The organism is Nitratiruptor sp. YY09-18 (assembly GCF_016593235.1).
Taxonomy (GTDB): domain Bacteria; phylum Campylobacterota; class Campylobacteria; order Campylobacterales; family Nitratiruptoraceae; genus Nitratiruptor.
On record NZ_AP023065.1, the window covers coordinates 1,290,647 to 1,308,086 of the forward strand.

Here is a 17,440-nt window from a genome sequence, read left to right on the forward strand (position 1 = left end):
GGATTCGACAAAAAAGACGGCAACGGAGTGCGGTCTCAATCCCCTTAAAATCGGGTCATGGTTGTAATCTTCGTGGCCATTGCAAGCCAAAGCTTGTTACGGCGTCTCAATCCCCTTAAAATCGGGTCATGGTTGTAATGTTCACAATGGTAAAAGAAGGCTTATTTAGAAGAGATGGAAGTCTCAATCCCCTTAAAATCGGGTCATGGTTGTAATAGCTCAACCCGTACAGTGAAAAACACCTTAAAGTCGATGAGTCTCAATCCCCTTAAAATCGGGTCATGGTTGTAATAGCTCAACCCGTACAGTGAAAAACACCTTAAAGTCGATGAGTCTCAATCCCCTTAAAATCGGGTCATGGTTGTAATATATGATCATTGCGTACTGCGCAAAGATTGCGGTCTCAATCCCCTTAAAATCGGGTCATAGTTGTAATATGGTCTATGAAGGAGGTAAATATATGGGGAATGTAAGTGTTCGCGTCTCAATCCCCTTAAAATCGGGTCATGGTTGTAATAGCAACAATAAGTTTTCAAATACCCATAAAACCAATAATCTAGTGTAACAATAGATTTCTTAAAGTTTGCTTTTGTACCCATATTTCGCTTCTACTAAAATATTAAAGCCCCTAAAAATGGCCACTTTAAGTTTCATTTTATACTTAAATGTAACTTTAATAAAATGAGATTTATCGAATAACAAATATTTCATCTAAATCAAAAGCTACTCCCATTGCTATCCCTTTATCTTTGATTTTATAGATTCTCACATCATCCTCTTTCGAATCTATAAGTTCATTTAATCGATCTGCAATGGTATAGATTCTCTCTTTTGTCACACTTTTTGCAATAAATACAGAGTACTGGATCCTTATACACTCCCCTTCCAAATATCTTGCAACTCTTCTTAATCTTTTTGGATCGCTTATATCGTAGCAAACAAGATAATCATTTTTTTGCATAGTTTACTACTCTACCTAATATATATCCATGAACATCGATAAGATAGACTCTAAAAAAATTTGTAAGATAAAATAGATCATGCAAAGAGATAGTAATATTGGTTCCAAGATATAAGGCATAAATCTTTTTAAATGATATAACAAATTCACCATCACTTTTTTTTATAATTATATAACCATCACCAACTTCTATTTTTGCATTTGATTTGATGATGAGTTTTTTTCGATAATATCTCTCATTTTTGCAATTTTCTGTTTGATGAGAGACTCTTCGCTTTCTATGAAAATTTTGAGACTTGGCCATAATTTTTTCCTTCCATTTTGTGTAAGAAAGACTCCATTTTTATTTTTGGTAAAGTCATTAACAATTATATTTTTGTCCAGAAACTGATATGCAACAAACCGATCTATATCTGCTCTAAAAAATTCTAAAATATCTGAACTCAAAGCCATATGATCCCGAAAAGAGGTATGCAAATACCCTATAAGAGGCTCAAAACCATAAAAATGCAACCATGTAGCTATCTCAAAATAAAAGATAGTATAGATATAAGATAGGAGAGCATTTACAGGATCAAGTGGTGGATTTTTGCTCCTTTGTCCTTTTGCTAATATTTTTGGGAAAAGTGAAAAGTAGTGCTTAAAATACTCTTTTGCTAAACTCCCCTCTATACCTAAAAGCATCTCAATACTTTTTGCATTTTTTACATCTTTTAAAATCTTATTTTTTTCAAAACCAAGTTTAAAGTGGTGCAGCGTCTCATACGACTTTTTTATCTTTACTGAAAGTATATATTTTGCAATTTCCACTCTATTTCTTAATGCATGGTATTGAGCCTCTTTGATATGGGCATTTTTGATATATCTCTTTTGTATATGGATAAACTCTTTTGGATTGGTAGTTACAACTAATATTGCAATACTGTTTTTTGCTAATTTAGCAATGTCTTTAAGTGAAATATCCACTTTGCTATAAATAATAAGATAATCTATAGCTTTAAGAGTAATTTTAATTTCATTATCTACTATCAAAATATTGTGCTTGACCTGCAAAGATGAGGACTTATCTATAATTACTCTATTCACAATACTATTGTTCCTTTATCAAAAGGTAACTGCTTTGCCTTTCCGAGCAAAATCGCATTTTTTTCAATTTCAATTATGTTTATTTTGTCTTCATCACTATTCATTCTAAAAAACAGCCTTTTTGCTAGAATTTCGAGCTCTTTTTGAGAAAGATAACTCTCAATCGCACTCTTTTGCCCACCAAAAGCAAAAGAGTAAGCGATTTTTCGTACTCTATAGAGGCGCTTTTTGTCTGCAATATCGTAGCAGATAAGATAAAGCCTACTCTTCATCTGCTTTATTTCTCAAAGATGCAATAAAACTGCAATTTTTTTGTATCGCAGATTGCTGCAGTGCCTCATACTCTCCTTTTAATCTACTTAACTCTTCAGCCTTATCACCACTTGCTAAGAAAAAAAGAGCAGGCCAAAAAACAACTAAACCTACAGTAGTAGCTACTACATCTCGTTTATGAGCTTTATCTTGAGCACCTGCCACTTCAGCAACTTTTGCTGAAACTCTAGCCATTTCATCTTGAAGCTGCTCACAAGAGTAGTGTTGATACTGCAGCGGTGAGACATATGCAGCACTGATATCTTCCGCCTTTTTGGCACATCCAGTAAATAATACTCCCAACACAAGAGATAAAGAAACTATTTTTCTCATAACAACCTCCAGTTTTTTAGGAGATTGTAGTATGTAAAAACGTCAATTATCGTCGCTAAGAAACTTTATGAGGAGATTTTCCAACTCTTTTTGTAAATATTGTGGAGAGATAATTTTCATATGAGGCAGCCATCTTTTAGCTAAAAGAAGTATTTCGTTATCATTATTTATTGCATACTCAATAAGCAATGAACCATCATCATTTTCTTGCACAATCTTTTGAGATTTTAAAAATTTTTTTACCTTGAAATGTCTTGCAACCTCTGCATCAACTTTTACAGTTACAGGAAAAAATGGCTCATTATAACTTGTAAAGAGAGATTGGAAGTTTTTGAAAAAGTAGTCCACCTCTACTGGTGTTTTAAATGTATTTGAGTATTGCATTATTTCTTGAATAAAATTAATTCTTAAAAATTTAAATCCATTATTTATAGGATCTTTGCTCAAAATTGCTAAATACCAGTTATTCTCAGCAAAAACAATTTTAAGAGGTTTTACTTTATTAAAATAATACGTCTCATCAGATTTATAGACTATATCAACATATTTTTTAAAATAGATTGCACTTTTGAGAATTTGCAAATGTTTTGTGGCTATTAACTCTTCAAACGGAGGTTCTTTAAGAAAAAATATTTTATTGTCTTTTTTCATTAAACTATCTGGCGAAAAACCAAGGTATTGCAAAAATGGACTATTTGTTAAAATCAAAATATCTATAAATTTTTCATACTCTTCAAAATATCTTTTTGTGGGCAAAAGAGCTTCTAAATCCAGCTTTTGTGGGAGTGCATAGCAGCCTTTTGCAGTGGGGATAAATGTGATTTGAAAAAACTCTTCAATCTCAGTTTTTAGCCTCTGCACATTGCGCACAGAAGTTTGGAGGATTTGTGATAGATTTTTGGTACAAAATTTTTTATGTTTTTGGATATAGATCAAAAACGCTAGAAGTTTTTTGCTTTTAGTCACACCTACTCCATCATGTAAGTCATCTCAACAGCCATTTTGTTATCAAAAGTTTAAAATCATACAATTAATCTTCTATTTGTCTATATTACAAACTGCTTAGCTTCTTCTTTACTCATTGTAATTACAAACTCTTTCTCTTTTCCCGTTTGCGTCTTTTGAAGAGTCTTTAACATATTTTTATCTTGAAAAAATGATAATCTATATCTTGTATTTTGATCTTTTTGAATCATTCCCAATATTCCCATCAGTTCACTTCTTGTAAAGTTCTTTCTCAAAAGTGCCAAGCCTGTTTCGACTCTTTTTCCATCGATTTCAAAAATGATCTTTACAGGCTGCTCACTTCTTATAAACTCTATATAACCCCAGCCAGCTAATATTGCCAAAGCAACAGCACTCGCTGTATCCAAGATCCCAAATATTTCCCACAAATAAGAATCAAAAAGCTTTGCAATGATTCCACTAATGATTATAATTATAAATATAATAAAAGGAATATATCGCTTCACTCATATCTCCTAAATCTCACGAATTGAAACTCAGAGTATTTTGCAACTTTACCATCGATGTTTCTTTCTTTTACAATACGTTTCGTGGTAGCATAAACTGGCACTACTCCCAGCTTTTTAGCTTCATTTACAAGAATGCAACAAAGTCCAAAATCTCCTTGAATGAGAGCAAAATCTCCCTTTTTGGTATTCTCTTGCAAAAAATCGACTAGAGGCTTCGCATAATTTCTCAGACTTCCAAGATCAGGCGGCACATTAGAAAAAAGCGTTTGAAGATCTGGCGGAAGATAGACAAACTCTTCTATTCCTATCTCTTTTGCGGCTTTAATCTGCTCAGGTATCAGTTTGTGGGAAAAAAAGAGAAGTAATTTTTTCATTTGTGATACTTTCTCTTTTTTTCCAGTTCATTTAAAAGAAATAGCTTTAAATTACTTTTATCTCTAATAGGAGCTTCTTGTAAAACTTTATTTGCTTGATTGATGTAATTTTGAAGGTGTTCAATGCTTTTCTTTAGACTTTTTTTACCACCTTTTTCTCCAATGAATGCGTGATTGGCCAAATTCCTCAAATCTTTAATTTGTTCAACAAGCTTGATAAACTCTTTTTTAAAAAAATGCTGTTGATATTTCAATATGTATCCTATTGATGCATCAATATCTCGGATTTTATAACCTTGTGCCAATAAATTAAGTTCTTCAATAATGTAATAATGAAGCGTTTCACGTAAAATAGTAAGAGCCTGAGCATATCTGTTTTTATGAAACAAAACATTGGAGATGGTGAGATAGAGTTGCCACTTTGGTAAATTGAAATCAAAGTTTTTAGTTTCTTTTTTCAATTCATCGATTATAAATGAAAACGATTTTATATCATTAGGAACATTTCCGATTTTTTCTAGTTTCTCTTCAATTTCCTTAATTGTTTCTAAATAGATATCAGCAGCGGCAAAACCTACGCTTTTTGTATAGATATCAAATTTATTCGCCAATGTACTGATTGGATGATATTCTTCATCTCCTTTATGTTCTCTTACTTTTTTAGAAATCAATTGAGCTATTTCTCTTCCATCGCCATATTTTTTGAAAATATTTGCAGACTCTATCCATTGATTCAGTTCGATAAATGGAAGCATATTGACAATAGGTGTTATATCTCCTTCTTTGGCTTCAAATATACCGTAATACACTCCTTTTATTTCAGTATTTTTGAAATTTTTAAAAAATTGCAATATAGTAGATATAAAAAGAGGCAAGGAGCGAAATCCATGAGTAATATCGAAATATATCTCACTATTATCAACATCTAAACTTATTAAAACTTCAAATACTTTCCAAAACTCTTCACTATTTTTTCCAAACGGGATAATTACCTTTTCATAGTCTCTTATATATTCATCAGCTAAATTCCACAAGGATTCTACAGTTCCTACAATAAAAATTTTATCAGGATTATATAATCTCCTTAAAGCATCACCGACCAATTTACTTTGAATTATCTTGTCTTCTATTTTATAGGATGTCAAACTATAATCATATTTTTTGTTTTCTTTTTGATATAGCCCTTTCCCCAATAAACTAATAAGAATTTTGTCTTTCATTTTTCTACCTTAAATGTCTTATTTACATTGTCAGTCTATTTATATCTTCCTACATTTTTATACTAGTTCCAATAGATGAAATCAAAATTTTCGCCATTATTCAAACTACCTTATTTTTTCACCACACATTTTTGCAGTTTTTTATCAAATGTTTTAATCATATAATCTTGTGACATTGAGCAAAGTAATGCATCCACAAAATCTAAATTCTTTATTGTATATAATCTAAGGGCATCTATAATGTAATACTTCTTTGGTAAAAGAGTGATATTTGGATATTCAAAAAGTAACTGCAACGAATTGACGATCTCTTTTTTATCAATACTATATACCCCTTTTAAAACATAGACTACTTCAGCTACCACTTCACCTAAAATTAGTATCTCTTGATTTTCGATAATATCCTTCACCTCTTCAAACATTTTTGTATCATCTTGCAGCAAATAACGCAAAATAATATTAGTATCAATTACTATCATTTATCCACTTTTTGATATTTTTTTATAACATACTCTTGCCAAGCACTCTCTTCTTTTTTTCTTAAAGCTGGATTTGCATACTTTTTCAACATCCCTGCCGCTCTATTTTTTTTAATTTGTACTATTTTTTTTTCGATTTCATTTACCAAATCTGCATATTTCGCTTGAATATAAAATCCTTTTACTACATTTTTTTTCTTATCGATAATCTCGATAATTTCATACTCATCCAATTTGTGTAAATTCCTTTGAATTTCAGAAATAGATAATCGATGCATAACTTTCCTTCTCATATATGTTTTCATATATTATAGCAAACTATTTCAAATGGTCATCAATTTTTTCCAAAACTATTTTATTGTCTTTTTCGTTCCAATAAACTCTTCTGCTATCATCTCCATCAAATGGATAAAACCCATGAGAATATTTTTTTGAAATTTCTCCCTGTAATGAATGATGCCTAAGAGATTTTAGATTTTTACCGGTCACTCTATATTTTTCTAAATCATCTATTGATTTATTTAATTGATAAAGCTCCCTTGAATTTAAAGTTTTTACATCTTTTACAAACTCTTTTGACTATTTAATTTTTTGGAAACGAGTTGTACCAGATGTATTTGATAATATTCATTTTTATCTTTTTCACCTTTAGCATATGCCTCCCTGTTCCAAGAAGCATAATCAAAACCCTCGATATCTATTTTCCTTGGTCTATCACTTCACACAATACCCAACCAAATGGTAATAAATTTTGATTGCTTCTTTCGCTAACTCCAAACATCCAAGTTGTAGTTTCTTGATCGAGTGTTTCCCATTTATTTGGTTTTCTTCTTGGTCCTCCGCCACTAACTTTTACTCTTATTTTTCTCATACCATCTATAGTTACCGCTCTTGCTTGGGAGTATTTGCCAACTCTAATTAAAAATTGATTCTCTTTTGGTTTGAAATTTTTATATTTTTCATAAAAAGCATCGCTATAGTATTCGTTTGTAAAGTCATCTACTTTTTTACCTTTAAAAGTTGCATACGGTTTAAACATTTGTTCAAATATTGGTAGATAGTGCTCATTACAAGCTTTTTGTATCTCTTTAATATCTACTTCTTTATCTAAATCATAAAAATCTTTTATAGTCAAATCTGTTTCAAAAATGCTTTGCTGTTTTTCATTTGAAAAGATTGTTTCAAGTTTAATAGTTGGTCCTTGGTCATCTTCTTCAAATCTCTCTTTATTTAGGGCATATCCTATAATAGAATATGCTTTTAAAGGAATAGCATCTGCAATACTTAATTCTTTAAAAAGATTTTGAGATGGATTGCTATTTTTAAACCATTTCTCCCATTTTTTTTTATCTTTTTTATAAATATACTCTTGATAAGCAGTTGAAATAGAACCCTTTAGAGAACTTCCGGGTATGTATACATTGTTTGGTCTATTGTTGAATCTAATAGTTTTTTCTATCTCAAATCTATTAAAAACTTTTCGAGGATCTATTCTTCTTCCACCCTCGTTTTGATCAGCTCTTCCTATTTTCTTTTCATAATCTTTTGCAAAGCTCTTGGTTACTTGAACTTTTTTAATATATGCTTTTTTTGCATACTCTTTTCTTGATTTTATAAATTTATGAAGCTCAAAAAGTGATTCATATCCACTTTTTGATACTACTTTTTTAAATTGCTCTTTATCTTGCTGTGGTAAATTTTTGTAAAATTTAATTTCATCAAACTCATAAAGATATCCATCATCAATTATAAAATTTGTAGGTTCGTATACTTCGCCTGTTCCTATATGTATAGGTGTTAGAGCAGTTAATTTAAGTCTATACTTCTTCATTTTTTACTCCGATCGGAATTGTAATAGCATAACCTTGATGAACTATATCTTCGAAAGTGGAAATTTTTTTTATAGCTTTACCCATATATTTTTTTGTTGTCTCTTTCTCAAACTCAATCACAGCCGCAGTATCAGCTAAAATAAGCGGTTTTTTAAATGGATTTGTTCTTGCTCTGTCTCCTCCAAGTTTTCCAAATCGGTTAAAAATTTCATAAAAAATATTTTTTGCCTCTTGTCCTGTTATATATGCTGGAGAGAGTGTCATAAAATATTTAGATTGAAAATCAAAATTTACTGTTTCAAAACTCTCTACTGTAAATCTTCCTTTGCCAATAGTTGCATCTTTTCCAAATCCAACTGCTCCGATTTCATTTAAAATTATCTCTAAATCTTTGGCAAAACTTTTATCAGTTAAAAAATATAGATCAAGCCTATTATAAGAAATCTCCTGAACCCCATATGGAGCAAATGCACCACTGTCAGTGGTAAATTTTAGATAATTGATAGAGTTTCTAACTACATCTACCAACTCTTTACTACTATCTTTAATTGCATTTTCGTATTGTGCATTTTGTAAATCTTTTAGAGTTACCCAAACCTTTTTTCTATTCTCTTTTTTCTTTTCCATATCTTCGCCAAGCATAAATGAAGGCAGTTTTGGCTTTGGCAAAAAACCGCTTTGAAAACCATCTGAACATATTAAAAAAGGATTTTTATCATAATTTTCAAGTAGTTTTTTTAGTCTATTTTCATCACGGTATGCTATGTGCCAACATATTTGACCAAAAAGTGTATCACCTTTAAGAGGTGTAGCAAAATTAGTTAACGGTTTAATAGTCGCTTTATAGAGTAAATATTTATCCATAACTATTCCTTAATAAACTTTACTCTACCATATCCTCTACTTCCATTCCCTCCAAGATAATCATCTTCTATAAGTTTTAATGCAGTCTCTACAATATTGATAAACTCTTCTTTATCATCTGTTGGTAATACTTTAATTCTTATATCATAATTAAATTCAACCCCCGCAACAACCCTTTCTGTTTGTCTTGGATGTTTAGCAGTTCCTGTTGCTCTATCTATTACATTTTCATACTTAGCTTCGGTAAGTTTTATCTCATCTTTATCAGTTTTTTGCTCAAACTCTTCTGTTAAAAAGCAATCACCTACACTTATTCTTGTAATCCCTATTTTTCCATCTTCATCATCTTTATCGCCAAAAAGTTTAAGAAGGTTTATTGCATTTTTCCTATCTTCTTCGCTTTGAAACTTAGGATCGTTTAAATATTTAGAACTAAAAGGTTCTCCATTACTTATACCAACTAATCCAAAGTGCCACTCTAAAAGACTTCTCATCTTCCCTTTTAGTGAACTACCGGGAATGTAAGGTCTATCTGTATTGACATCTTTTATAACACCATTATCAATACCACCAATTTTCATAACATCATCACCGCCACCAATATGAAGTCCTGTAACTACTTTTATTTTTCCTTTAAGTTTAACTATTTCCATTTTACTCTCCTTTATAAAATCCGATTACTGCTTCGAAAAAAAGTTTGAATGTATTAAATTTCTCTTTTGTATCTATCTGCTTTATACAACTTTCAATCATCTCTTGAAATTCTCTGCTTGCTACTCTTCTATTTACCGCATAGGCAACTTTGGAATTTAGCATCTTAATAAATGGCAATACATCATCAAAATCCTCTTTTTTTATTTTCTCTTCCAGCTCAAGCACTTTGTCATAAAAGTTTCTAACTTGCGTTTTTTTTGTTCTTTTTATTTTTTCTGCCCACTCTTTAGCCGTTTCGTTTAATAACTCTTTATCTTCTTTTAAATTTAACACAATCATAACTAACTCCTTCTTTGTTTGTATATAAATTTACTTAAAACAATTTTTGTCTCACTTGGATATTTTTCTATCATTTCATCGATAGTTGCTAAAAAATCTTTTTCTAACTCTTTGGATAATTTATTTTCCAAATTTCTTCTATAAGAATAAGCTAATTTAGATTTCCAGATGGTAGATTTAACATCACCATCTTGTTTAACTTTTTTGCTCATTTCACAAAACTCTAACAATCTATATAAAAATGCCGTAGGAATGCCATCTTTTAGTGAGTTTTCCATATCTTGTAAAGTATCATATAAACCTAAATCATCAAGATAGTCACTCCATTTAACTCTCTCTTTGAATATAGTAAGAGCATCTTTACCTTCAAGCTCTTTAGAATATTCTAAAAATTCTTCAGCAATATGAGCTATAAACTTAACAGGTTTATTTGGTTTTGTCATAGATAAACCAACACTAAAGCTAAGAGGAGAACCTTTTGCAAACTTCATAAATTTTTCTCTTACTTCAGTACTTAAATCCAATACTTCATCCCATGCACCAAGAATAAACAAATCATCTCCTCCGGCAAAAACAGTATAGGTGTTGGGATATCTATTTTCCATCAGATACGGAACATAGACGCTAAAAAAGTAATCTACCATTCTTGAAAAAAAGTTGTACTTTGCAAAAGATTCTGTTACACCACTATGGCGAATAAATTGTCCCATATTATCTACATCACCCTTAAGTGCCATAAGGGCTTCTACACCAAATTCTCTTTTTTTATTGGTAATCCCGTCTTTGACACTCAATGAAGCCAGATTCTCAAATGTTAAAATATCTGGTATCTCTTCATTTTGACTTTCAAGAAATTCGATCTCTTGCTTACTTAAATTTTTTTTCAAAGCAACATAAGAGCTTATCTCCCACTTTGCAAAACCGCTAAAATCATCACTTTTAGAAATATCAAAAATTGCAACTGTATTTTTAAGACTTTTTGGATCATTATCTACAAATTTCAAATAAAAATTATTAAATATATTGATGGAAGTTTCATCTTTTGTAATAATGAGATATTTTTTCTTGGTAAGCTCTTTACCAATATCTATAAATCTTTGACAACTTTTACATACTCTTTTTTTTTAAAATATTATTTTCTTTACCTACTCTATGTTTACAGATAAAACATTGATTTTCATTTGTAATGTTTTTATCCCACTTTAAATCATAATCTTTTTTTAAAAGATCAAATTTTTTTAGCTTTGTTTTTTCAACTTCAATTCCCAAATCTTTTCTTAATCTATTTTGGTATCTTCCTTTTTCTATAAAATCAAAAAGTCCACACTCTACAAACGATATGCCTACACCTGTTTGACCAAAAAATTCTTTAGCAAAAAATTCATTGAGTCTTGATTGAATATTTATAAGCTCATTTTTTATTTCATTACTATTTGGTGCAAGAATTTCAAATTTTCCTGCACTATCATTAATAATTGATAATTTGCTAAGTTGTAACTCTTCTACTACATATAAAGCAATTACTTTTGTCAAGATTTGCACATATGCAGACTTTCCACGCAACACTTTTGTAGCAGCTTTTGCCTCTACTTCGTTAAAAATAAAGTCTTGAATACCAAAAAAATCTCCATTTATTAAAATAAATTCATTTTCTTCTTTATAAGATTTGGTTTTTCTGTAGTAATTGATAATATTTTCTCTTTTTTCTAAATCGAGTTTACTTATAGCAGCGGCAAAAACAGCTGTTGTTTTTAAGTGGTCATAAAGAGGAATATTTGCCTTTGTTACAGGAAAATCCCTATTTTTAAAAGATGTCGCAGATGGTATAAATGTGGTATATTTTTTTAGCAGATATTCTAAACCTATAAAATCTGTTGTTTGATTACCATTAGTTTTTGTAGAGTTTTTAAATCTTTTTCAAAATATTCCCAAAGCTCTATATACTCATTTTTATCGCTTTTCTCTTCAGCATAAAAAATAGAATGGGGAGAGAGCTTATCTATTTTATACTCTTTTGTTTCATCAAAAAGCCCTTTGAGTCTTTGTTTTTTAAAATCTTTAAACTCAACACTTTTATTGTAATTTTCAAAAGTCTCTCGTTCAAATCCACTTGCCATTCTATCTGCAGCCGCTATTATCCATGAATTTTCATCCGAGTTTTCATTTACAATATGGTGTTCATAAGCATACTGATGATAGTTTTGCAAATCATTAAAATAATCTTGCAAAATCTGAGCCGTATACGCACTATGTTTATATCCATAATTTTTACTTTTAAAAGGCTCTCTTAATGGTATCTCTGCCCTCTGCCCAAACTTCCCAATATCATGCAACAGTCCCGCAAGTGCCATCAAGTCAATATCTCTCATCGCAAATCCTCTACTTCAATTTTCCCAAGCCCAAAGCTTCCAAGTTTGCCAACCCCTACGATCTCACCATATTTTAAAAGTTCATACGTTTGTTTATCAAGCCCATCAACAACTATTTCTCCCACTATGCCTCCAACTTTCATTTTTGTTTTTTGTCTATTTGAATATCTTGAAAAATCCATAAATTTTAAATCTTTTTTTACAACTTTTGGAAACTTTTCAATTTTTTCATCAATTCCATCAAAAAAAAGCCTCTTCTTATAAATTGAAACTAAAATATCCTTTATATCAAGGTCGCAAAAATTTTCCCTCCCTCTTTATCCTGAGAGGCGTTACAAATCTTATCTTTACTTTTGGACAAAATTCGTCGCATTTAAAATTTTTTGGCTCTGTTTTTAGATTCTTAAACTCATTTTCAAACACAACCTCACCACCTAGATAAATCTTTTCTATCTCATACTTTTTTCTATTTACCCCAAGTCCTTTTTGTGTTAGCATCCTATAAAGAGCACTTAATACATACGGATACTTTTGGCACGCTTCATTAAAAAGATACAAGGAAAAATCAAGTTTTTTTGGCTTTAGTGTAAAATCGAACCTAAACTTGTGAAATCTATTTTTCTCTTCATAAAACTCATAATAGATACAGTTATCTTTTGCAAAGCAAGTTGAACATTCAAAAGAGGGATTTATGCAGACTACATCTTTGAGATTCACTCCAAAAGCACCACGTAGCATGGAGCCTATAAAGGGAGGTAATTGTGAAAAATTTCTTGCTAACACATTTATTTTAAAATATTTCAAAAAATTACCTTTAAATTTACAATTAATTTATTTTACATTCAAAAAATTTACAATAAACTTAAATTATGGAAGTTTTCATCATGTATGATATAAGCTGTGACAAAAAAAGAAATAGAGTAGAAAAGCTCCTTTCTTCTTATGGGTACAGAGTAAACTATTCAGTATTTGAGATTTCAATTTCAAAAGCCAAATACAAAAAACTCATACAAAATCTCAAAGATCTTACTTCAAAAAAAGATAATGTAAGAGTCTATATCCTCACAAAAGAAGTTATTAAAAAATCTTTTAGATTACATTCTCATGAAGGAATATTTAATAATGAAGAGTTATATTTTTAGTAAAAAATTTGAAGATATTTTTACAGCTGAACGTATCGCATACGAACTTAAAAAAGCAAACATTGAACATATCAAAGGTGATCTCTTTGATTTTGCTCCCCATAAGAGTTTTACAATACCAAAAAACTCAGGTGATTTTCGCCAAATCTCCATACCAGATCAAAAAGCCAAAGTCATTCAAAAAATTCTTCATGATGAGCTCTCTTCAGTTTTAAAATTTAGTGATAGAAACTATGCTTATCAAAAGAACAAATCTCCTTTCAAAGCGATCAATAGAGTAAAACACATTATCAAAAATTACGATTTTATTCTCAAAGTCGACATCAAAGATTTCTTTGACTCTATCAATCACGAAAAACTCCTTGCAAAACTAAAAAATATTGTCAAAGATCCAAAAATAATCTATCTCATAGCGCTCTTTCTCAAGAATGGCTCTCTTTTCCATAACAAATGGATAGATAAAACTGAAGGTGTCTATCAAGGTGATGTCCTAAGCCCTCTATTGTCAAATATCTATATGCATAGTTTTGATATTAGCTGTGAAAAAGAAGGTATAGAATTTGTCCGTTTTGCAGATGATATGATATTTTTTGCTTCAACTTATAGCGAAGCAAGATCAATACTTAACAAAATCAAACAAAAACTCGCCCGAGAAGATCTTTCACTCCATCCTGACAAACTCTATATTACACACAAAAACAAGCCTTTTGAATATTTAGGGATAAAATTTGATATACCAAACAATCTATTCTCTATTGAAAATGAAAGATTAATGAACAAAATCTCTACAATTTCCAAAGAGACCAAAAATCTCAATCTAGACCAAACCATCCAGAAACTCAATGAACATATTCAAAGCTTTCTCAACTATTATGCAAAGATAATCAACAATTACGAGCAGCTGCAACTCCTTCAACAAAGAGTAGATGAGATCGTTATCTCTAAAATAGTTCAAGCCAAATTGACCAAGACTATCACACGCAAAAAAGATTTTTTACATAAATTGTCATCGCTTCTAGCCTATACGCAAACAGACCCTGTATTCCTTGTTAGAAAAGCATATGAAGAGATTAAATTGAAAAATCCAAAATTAGCAGCCCAAAAAACAGTAGAGAGAAAAAAGCAAAATTTTTATAAAAATCATCTCAAAACAACAGAGCTTATCATATCAACTCCAGGCACATATCTCTCCTTTTCTCAAGGAAAGATAAAAATCAAAACCCACAATCAAGCTATCAAAAAGATTCCATTCAAAAAAGTCCAAAGAATCATAATTCTCACAACAAGAAGTTCAATCTCCACATATCTGATAAAAAAATGTGCAGAAGAAAAAATTGATATAGATTTTATTTCAGAGAATGTACCATACGCCCTGCTTACATATCACAAAACAATAGCCAAAGAGCTCCATCTCAAACAACTCAAGCTCACCCTTTCACCAAAAGGATTGCATTATACCCAAAACCTCTACTATGCAAAAGCAAAAAACCAACGCAATCTTTTAAAATACTTCAATCTCAGAAGAAAAGATGAAAAATTACAACATTATATAGACAAAATCTCTACTCTCATACCTAAAATAAAAAATGCAAAAGATACTAAAAACTTAATGGGTCTAGAAGCACAAATTAGCCAACTCTACTGGAATGGATTTAAAGTTATTACCCACTTATCACAATTCCAGCGAACCCACAAAAACTCCATTGACCCCATCAACCAAGCCCTTAACTATGGCTATGCCATACTTTATAATAGAATTCAATCAGCTCTTATAAAAGAGGGCTTGAATATCTACTACTCGTTTTTACACGCCACAGATTATCGCAAACCAACATTAGTCTTTGATATGATAGAGCCTTTTCGTCAGCCAATTGTCGATCGTGAAATCATCTCCATTCTTACCAAAAATCAAACCATAAAACAAAAAAATGGCAAACTCACTCCGGATTCAGTCAAACTCATTACCCAAAATATCCAAGAGCGCCTCGCATCTTTTACCAAAACAAAATATGGCAAAACTACCTATTTAAATCTTATCCATTTTGAAATGAACGCACTCAAAAAAGCTATCGAAAATGAAGATCCACATCACACATTTTTTATAGCAAAATATTAAAAACGATGTTAGAACTTTTTATTTAAAATTGGTTTCAGTCTAAAACTAAAAACTCCCATTTCATGGAGTTATTATTTTTTCTTATAGTTCTAACTTCAGAGATTTTTAAAATTCTAAAAAGGAGATATTAGAACTTTTAGCTCTTTTTAAGTTTGGGAAGTACCATTTTACGGTCTTCTTTTTTTGCAAAGTTCTAACATCGCATTTTTAACACATAATTTTTTTCGATGTTAGAACTTTTTTGAAGTCAAAAATCCCCTATTGAAGGGAATTTAAGTTAAAATTAAGCACTTTTTGCATATGATATTTGCATAGATGTTAGAACTTTTTTGGATATTTGAAAACTCGGTTGTTTTTAAGAAGAAGTCTTACTTATAAGTCTCATTGTATGGATTATTTACCTATTGGACCCGATCTTAAGGGGATTGAGACATTAACTTCTATTGTAGGTGATGGAAAAAATATATAGTTGGGATTTACCTATTGGACCCGATCTGAAGGGGATTGAGACCTTTAAGATAAAGCTCTCTTTTTTCTGCATTGCTCATTGTCGCATTTACCTATTGGACCCGATCTGAAGGGGATTGAGACACTCTTCTATCTATATCAATCATCTTAACCTCCTTAAAATTTAAAAATTTACCTATTGGACCCGATCTTAAGGGGATTTCGGTAACCAGGCGTAGGCTATGCTCGTTTCACTCGCATAAACGCCTCGCCGTGCGAGCCTAAAAAAGCCAAGCAGTTGGCTTTTTCTTCACGGCTCTCCCCTATTGGACCCGATTTGAAGTGAGCGAGGGCAAAACGCAGTTTTAGGACAACAACTGCTTGTTGTCCGTACCTGAGCGAAATCTGCGAGTATATGTGAGTCCTAAAATCAAGGATTTTAGTGACAAACATACAAGCAGATGGTTTACTTTGAAATAAATGAAGTTGAGCGAAGCGAAACAAGTTTATGGTTAAATTGCAAGCCAAAGGCTTGAGAAAGCAAACTGCTTTGCTTTCGTCACGAAGCGAAAGTCGTGAGTATATGCGAAGCCAAAATTCAAGGAATTTTGTGTCTGAGCATATGAGCGGCTCGTTTACCTTGAAGCAAACGAAGTTGTGCGAAGCGAAACAAGTTTGCGGTTACTGCTTTATTTTAAAAATTTCAATAACCAGGCGTAGGCTGTATTGAAGAAATAACCGCAAATCTTGCATTATTGCATAATGAAGATTTGCTTTAAGGTAACCTGTCAGTTTATATGTTCATCACTTCATTGCAAGCAATGAAGGATTCACATACATAAACTGCCGTCGCAAAAGCACGCAAAACAAGCAGTTGTTTTGCTAAGCAAGGCTTGCTTTTGCTCCCCTATTAGACCCGATTAATAAGTTTGTGGTTAAGATAGATCCTTCGCTTGTGCTCAGGATGACGAGACTTCTATTTTTAAAATATATTTTATAGACAATTTATGACGCTTTAAAGATGTATCCTTTCAAAAAAGAAAGGATACAAAATGCAAGAATTTCTCTATCTGTTGGGGGGGGGTGCCAGCGCTTTTGTGGCAATATTTGTCTGGAGAACTTTTTTCTTCGTGAGTGCCATTGTGATGGCTTATGCCTTTATCAATAAAAGTTTAGATATAGGTGATGCGATCATGATGGTTTTGGGATATGCTTTGGTGGGTTTCGCGTGTATAATCATTGGAGGCTTGGCTATAATGTGGGCAGAAAAAATGAAGGGTGGAGACCATTTTAGTCATTGAGAATTTTGGGTATATATTTTGGGTATATATATGGCCTTCCATACTCCTTTGGATCTATGTGGCGATTATGTTCTCTTGACATGCTCCCCATGTAATTGGGGGGGGGGATCAGGTAATAACAGCATATAATATAGGC

The 17,440-nt window shown here is 31.3% G+C and carries 22 protein-coding genes and 1 CRISPR repeat array (1 of these 23 only partly in view); of the genes, 3 read left to right on the top strand and 19 right to left on the bottom strand.

Annotated features, from left to right (window positions below; all coding sequences use genetic code 11):
* Positions 1–517: direct repeats of the CRISPR family, unit length 36 nt; unit sequence GTCTCAATCCCCTTAAAATCGGGTCATGGTTGTAAT (it extends 44 nt beyond the left edge of the window).
* 171 nt (positions 518–688) lie between these two features.
* From cas2 (JG734_RS06905) to JG734_RS06995, 19 genes are all read right to left on the bottom strand, one after another.
* Positions 689–961 (bottom strand): CRISPR-associated endonuclease Cas2, encoded by a 273-nt coding sequence (gene cas2 / locus JG734_RS06905; protein WP_201332557.1) that lies wholly within the window; start codon positions 959–961, stop codon positions 689–691.
* A 189-nt stretch (positions 962–1,150) separates the two neighbouring features.
* Complete coding sequence (gene cas1, locus JG734_RS06910; RefSeq protein WP_201332558.1) at positions 1,151–2,047, bottom strand: CRISPR-associated endonuclease Cas1; 897 nt, start codon at positions 2,045–2,047, stop codon at positions 1,151–1,153.
* Positions 2,044–2,319 carry a CRISPR-associated endonuclease Cas2 gene (gene cas2, locus JG734_RS06915; RefSeq protein WP_201332559.1) on the bottom strand — a complete coding sequence of 92 codons (276 nt, stop codon included), beginning with the start codon at positions 2,317–2,319 and terminating at the stop codon, positions 2,044–2,046. Before cas2 (JG734_RS06915) ends, cas1 (JG734_RS06910) begins: the two co-directional genes overlap by 4 nt.
* A complete protein-coding gene (locus JG734_RS06920) occupies positions 2,309–2,692 on the bottom strand; it encodes a hypothetical protein (protein WP_201332560.1) in 384 nt (127 codons plus the stop codon). Before JG734_RS06920 ends, cas2 (JG734_RS06915) begins: the two co-directional genes overlap by 11 nt.
* Positions 2,693–2,734: 42 nt before the next feature.
* Entirely contained in the window at positions 2,735–3,658 is a 924-nt protein-coding gene (locus JG734_RS06925; RefSeq protein ID WP_201332561.1) for a WYL domain-containing protein, read from the bottom strand.
* A gap of 80 nt (positions 3,659–3,738) precedes the next feature.
* Entirely contained in the window at positions 3,739–4,164 is a 426-nt protein-coding gene (locus JG734_RS06930) for a hypothetical protein (protein WP_201332562.1), read from the bottom strand.
* Positions 4,161–4,541, bottom strand: a complete 381-nt coding sequence (gene csx20, locus JG734_RS06935; RefSeq protein WP_201332563.1) for a CRISPR-associated protein Csx20 — start codon at positions 4,539–4,541, stop codon at positions 4,161–4,163. The genes JG734_RS06930 and csx20 overlap by 4 nt, the downstream gene beginning before the upstream one ends.
* Positions 4,538–5,761: a TIGR02221 family CRISPR-associated protein gene (gene csx2 / locus JG734_RS06940; protein ID WP_201332564.1), complete on the bottom strand. Its 1,224-nt coding sequence runs from the start codon at positions 5,759–5,761 to the stop codon at positions 4,538–4,540. The genes csx20 and csx2 overlap by 4 nt, the downstream gene beginning before the upstream one ends.
* Positions 5,762–5,871: 110 nt before the next feature.
* On the bottom strand, positions 5,872–6,240 hold the full coding sequence (locus tag JG734_RS06945; protein WP_201332565.1) for a PIN domain-containing protein: 369 nt from the start codon (positions 6,238–6,240) through the stop codon (positions 5,872–5,874).
* The gene (locus tag JG734_RS06950; RefSeq protein ID WP_201332566.1) at positions 6,237–6,518 is read right to left on the bottom strand and encodes a hypothetical protein; all 282 of its coding nucleotides are present in this window, start codon (positions 6,516–6,518) and stop codon (positions 6,237–6,239) included. Before JG734_RS06950 ends, JG734_RS06945 begins: the two co-directional genes overlap by 4 nt.
* A 419-nt stretch (positions 6,519–6,937) precedes the next feature.
* The gene (gene csm5, locus JG734_RS06955; RefSeq protein WP_201332567.1) at positions 6,938–8,071 is read right to left on the bottom strand and encodes a type III-A CRISPR-associated RAMP protein Csm5; all 1,134 of its coding nucleotides are present in this window, start codon (positions 8,069–8,071) and stop codon (positions 6,938–6,940) included.
* Positions 8,058–8,936 (bottom strand): hypothetical protein, encoded by an 879-nt coding sequence (locus JG734_RS06960; RefSeq protein WP_201332568.1) that lies wholly within the window; start codon positions 8,934–8,936, stop codon positions 8,058–8,060. The genes csm5 and JG734_RS06960 overlap by 14 nt, the downstream gene beginning before the upstream one ends.
* A gap of 2 nt (positions 8,937–8,938) precedes the next feature.
* Positions 8,939–9,589: a type III-A CRISPR-associated RAMP protein Csm3 gene (gene csm3 / locus JG734_RS06965; protein WP_201332569.1), complete on the bottom strand. Its 651-nt coding sequence runs from the start codon at positions 9,587–9,589 to the stop codon at positions 8,939–8,941.
* A 1-nt stretch (position 9,590) separates the two neighbouring features.
* The gene (csm2, locus tag JG734_RS06970) at positions 9,591–9,929 is read right to left on the bottom strand and encodes a type III-A CRISPR-associated protein Csm2 (protein ID WP_201332570.1); all 339 of its coding nucleotides are present in this window, start codon (positions 9,927–9,929) and stop codon (positions 9,591–9,593) included.
* A 2-nt stretch (positions 9,930–9,931) separates the two neighbouring features.
* Complete coding sequence (locus JG734_RS06975) at positions 9,932–10,933, bottom strand: hypothetical protein (RefSeq protein ID WP_201332571.1); 1,002 nt, start codon at positions 10,931–10,933, stop codon at positions 9,932–9,934.
* A gap of 103 nt (positions 10,934–11,036) precedes the next feature.
* Positions 11,037–11,795 carry a hypothetical protein gene (locus JG734_RS06980; protein WP_370583637.1) on the bottom strand — a complete coding sequence of 253 codons (759 nt, stop codon included), beginning with the start codon at positions 11,793–11,795 and terminating at the stop codon, positions 11,037–11,039.
* Positions 11,792–12,298, bottom strand: coding sequence for an HD domain-containing protein (locus JG734_RS06985; RefSeq protein WP_201332573.1), 507 nt, complete (start codon positions 12,296–12,298; stop codon positions 11,792–11,794). The genes JG734_RS06980 and JG734_RS06985 overlap by 4 nt, the downstream gene beginning before the upstream one ends.
* Entirely contained in the window at positions 12,295–12,585 is a 291-nt protein-coding gene (cas6, locus tag JG734_RS06990; RefSeq protein WP_370583638.1) for a CRISPR system precrRNA processing endoribonuclease RAMP protein Cas6, read from the bottom strand. Before cas6 ends, JG734_RS06985 begins: the two co-directional genes overlap by 4 nt.
* A 1-nt stretch (position 12,586) precedes the next feature.
* Complete coding sequence (locus tag JG734_RS06995; protein ID WP_201332575.1) at positions 12,587–13,102, bottom strand: hypothetical protein; 516 nt, start codon at positions 13,100–13,102, stop codon at positions 12,587–12,589.
* Between the two features lie 65 nt (positions 13,103–13,167).
* On the opposite strand from JG734_RS06995, the gene cas2 (JG734_RS07000) reads away from it, so the two are divergent.
* From cas2 (JG734_RS07000) to JG734_RS07010, 3 genes are all read left to right on the top strand, one after another.
* Positions 13,168–13,440 carry a CRISPR-associated endonuclease Cas2 gene (cas2, locus tag JG734_RS07000; protein ID WP_255531381.1) on the top strand — a complete coding sequence of 91 codons (273 nt, stop codon included), beginning with the start codon at positions 13,168–13,170 and terminating at the stop codon, positions 13,438–13,440.
* Complete coding sequence (gene cas1 / locus JG734_RS07005; RefSeq protein ID WP_201332577.1) at positions 13,421–15,556, top strand: CRISPR-associated endonuclease Cas1; 2,136 nt, start codon at positions 13,421–13,423, stop codon at positions 15,554–15,556. The genes cas2 (JG734_RS07000) and cas1 (JG734_RS07005) overlap by 20 nt, the downstream gene beginning before the upstream one ends.
* A gap of 1,499 nt (positions 15,557–17,055) precedes the next feature.
* Positions 17,056–17,304: a hypothetical protein gene (locus tag JG734_RS07010; RefSeq protein WP_201332578.1), complete on the top strand. Its 249-nt coding sequence runs from the start codon at positions 17,056–17,058 to the stop codon at positions 17,302–17,304.
* Positions 17,305–17,440 lie beyond the last annotated feature (136 nt).

Bases quoted from the DNA above. Each gene is read 5' to 3' on its own strand.
- cas2 (WP_201332557.1), bottom strand. From the start codon at position 961: ATGCAAAAAAATGATTATCTTGTTTGCTACGATATAAGCGATCCAAAA.
- cas2 (WP_201332559.1), bottom strand. From the start codon at position 2,319: ATGAAGAGTAGGCTTTATCTTATCTGCTACGATATTGCAGACAAAAAG.
- JG734_RS06920 (WP_201332560.1), bottom strand. From the start codon at position 2,692: ATGAGAAAAATAGTTTCTTTATCTCTTGTGTTGGGAGTATTATTTACT.
- csx20 (WP_201332563.1), bottom strand. From the start codon at position 4,541: ATGAAAAAATTACTTCTCTTTTTTTCCCACAAACTGATACCTGAGCAG.
- csx2 (WP_201332564.1), bottom strand. From the start codon at position 5,761: ATGAAAGACAAAATTCTTATTAGTTTATTGGGGAAAGGGCTATATCAA.
- JG734_RS06945 (WP_201332565.1), bottom strand. From the start codon at position 6,240: ATGATAGTAATTGATACTAATATTATTTTGCGTTATTTGCTGCAAGAT.
- JG734_RS06950 (WP_201332566.1), bottom strand. From the start codon at position 6,518: ATGCATCGATTATCTATTTCTGAAATTCAAAGGAATTTACACAAATTG.
- csm5 (WP_201332567.1), bottom strand. From the start codon at position 8,071: ATGAAGAAGTATAGACTTAAATTAACTGCTCTAACACCTATACATATA.
- JG734_RS06960 (WP_201332568.1), bottom strand. From the start codon at position 8,936: ATGGATAAATATTTACTCTATAAAGCGACTATTAAACCGTTAACTAAT.
- csm3 (WP_201332569.1), bottom strand. From the start codon at position 9,589: ATGGAAATAGTTAAACTTAAAGGAAAAATAAAAGTAGTTACAGGACTT.
- csm2 (WP_201332570.1), bottom strand. From the start codon at position 9,929: ATGATTGTGTTAAATTTAAAAGAAGATAAAGAGTTATTAAACGAAACG.
- JG734_RS06985 (WP_201332573.1), bottom strand. From the start codon at position 12,298: ATGAGAGATATTGACTTGATGGCACTTGCGGGACTGTTGCATGATATT.
- cas2 (WP_255531381.1), top strand. From the start codon at position 13,168: ATGGAAGTTTTCATCATGTATGATATAAGCTGTGACAAAAAAAGAAAT.
- cas1 (WP_201332577.1), top strand. From the start codon at position 13,421: ATGAAGAGTTATATTTTTAGTAAAAAATTTGAAGATATTTTTACAGCT.
- JG734_RS07010 (WP_201332578.1), top strand. From the start codon at position 17,056: ATGCAAGAATTTCTCTATCTGTTGGGGGGGGGTGCCAGCGCTTTTGTG.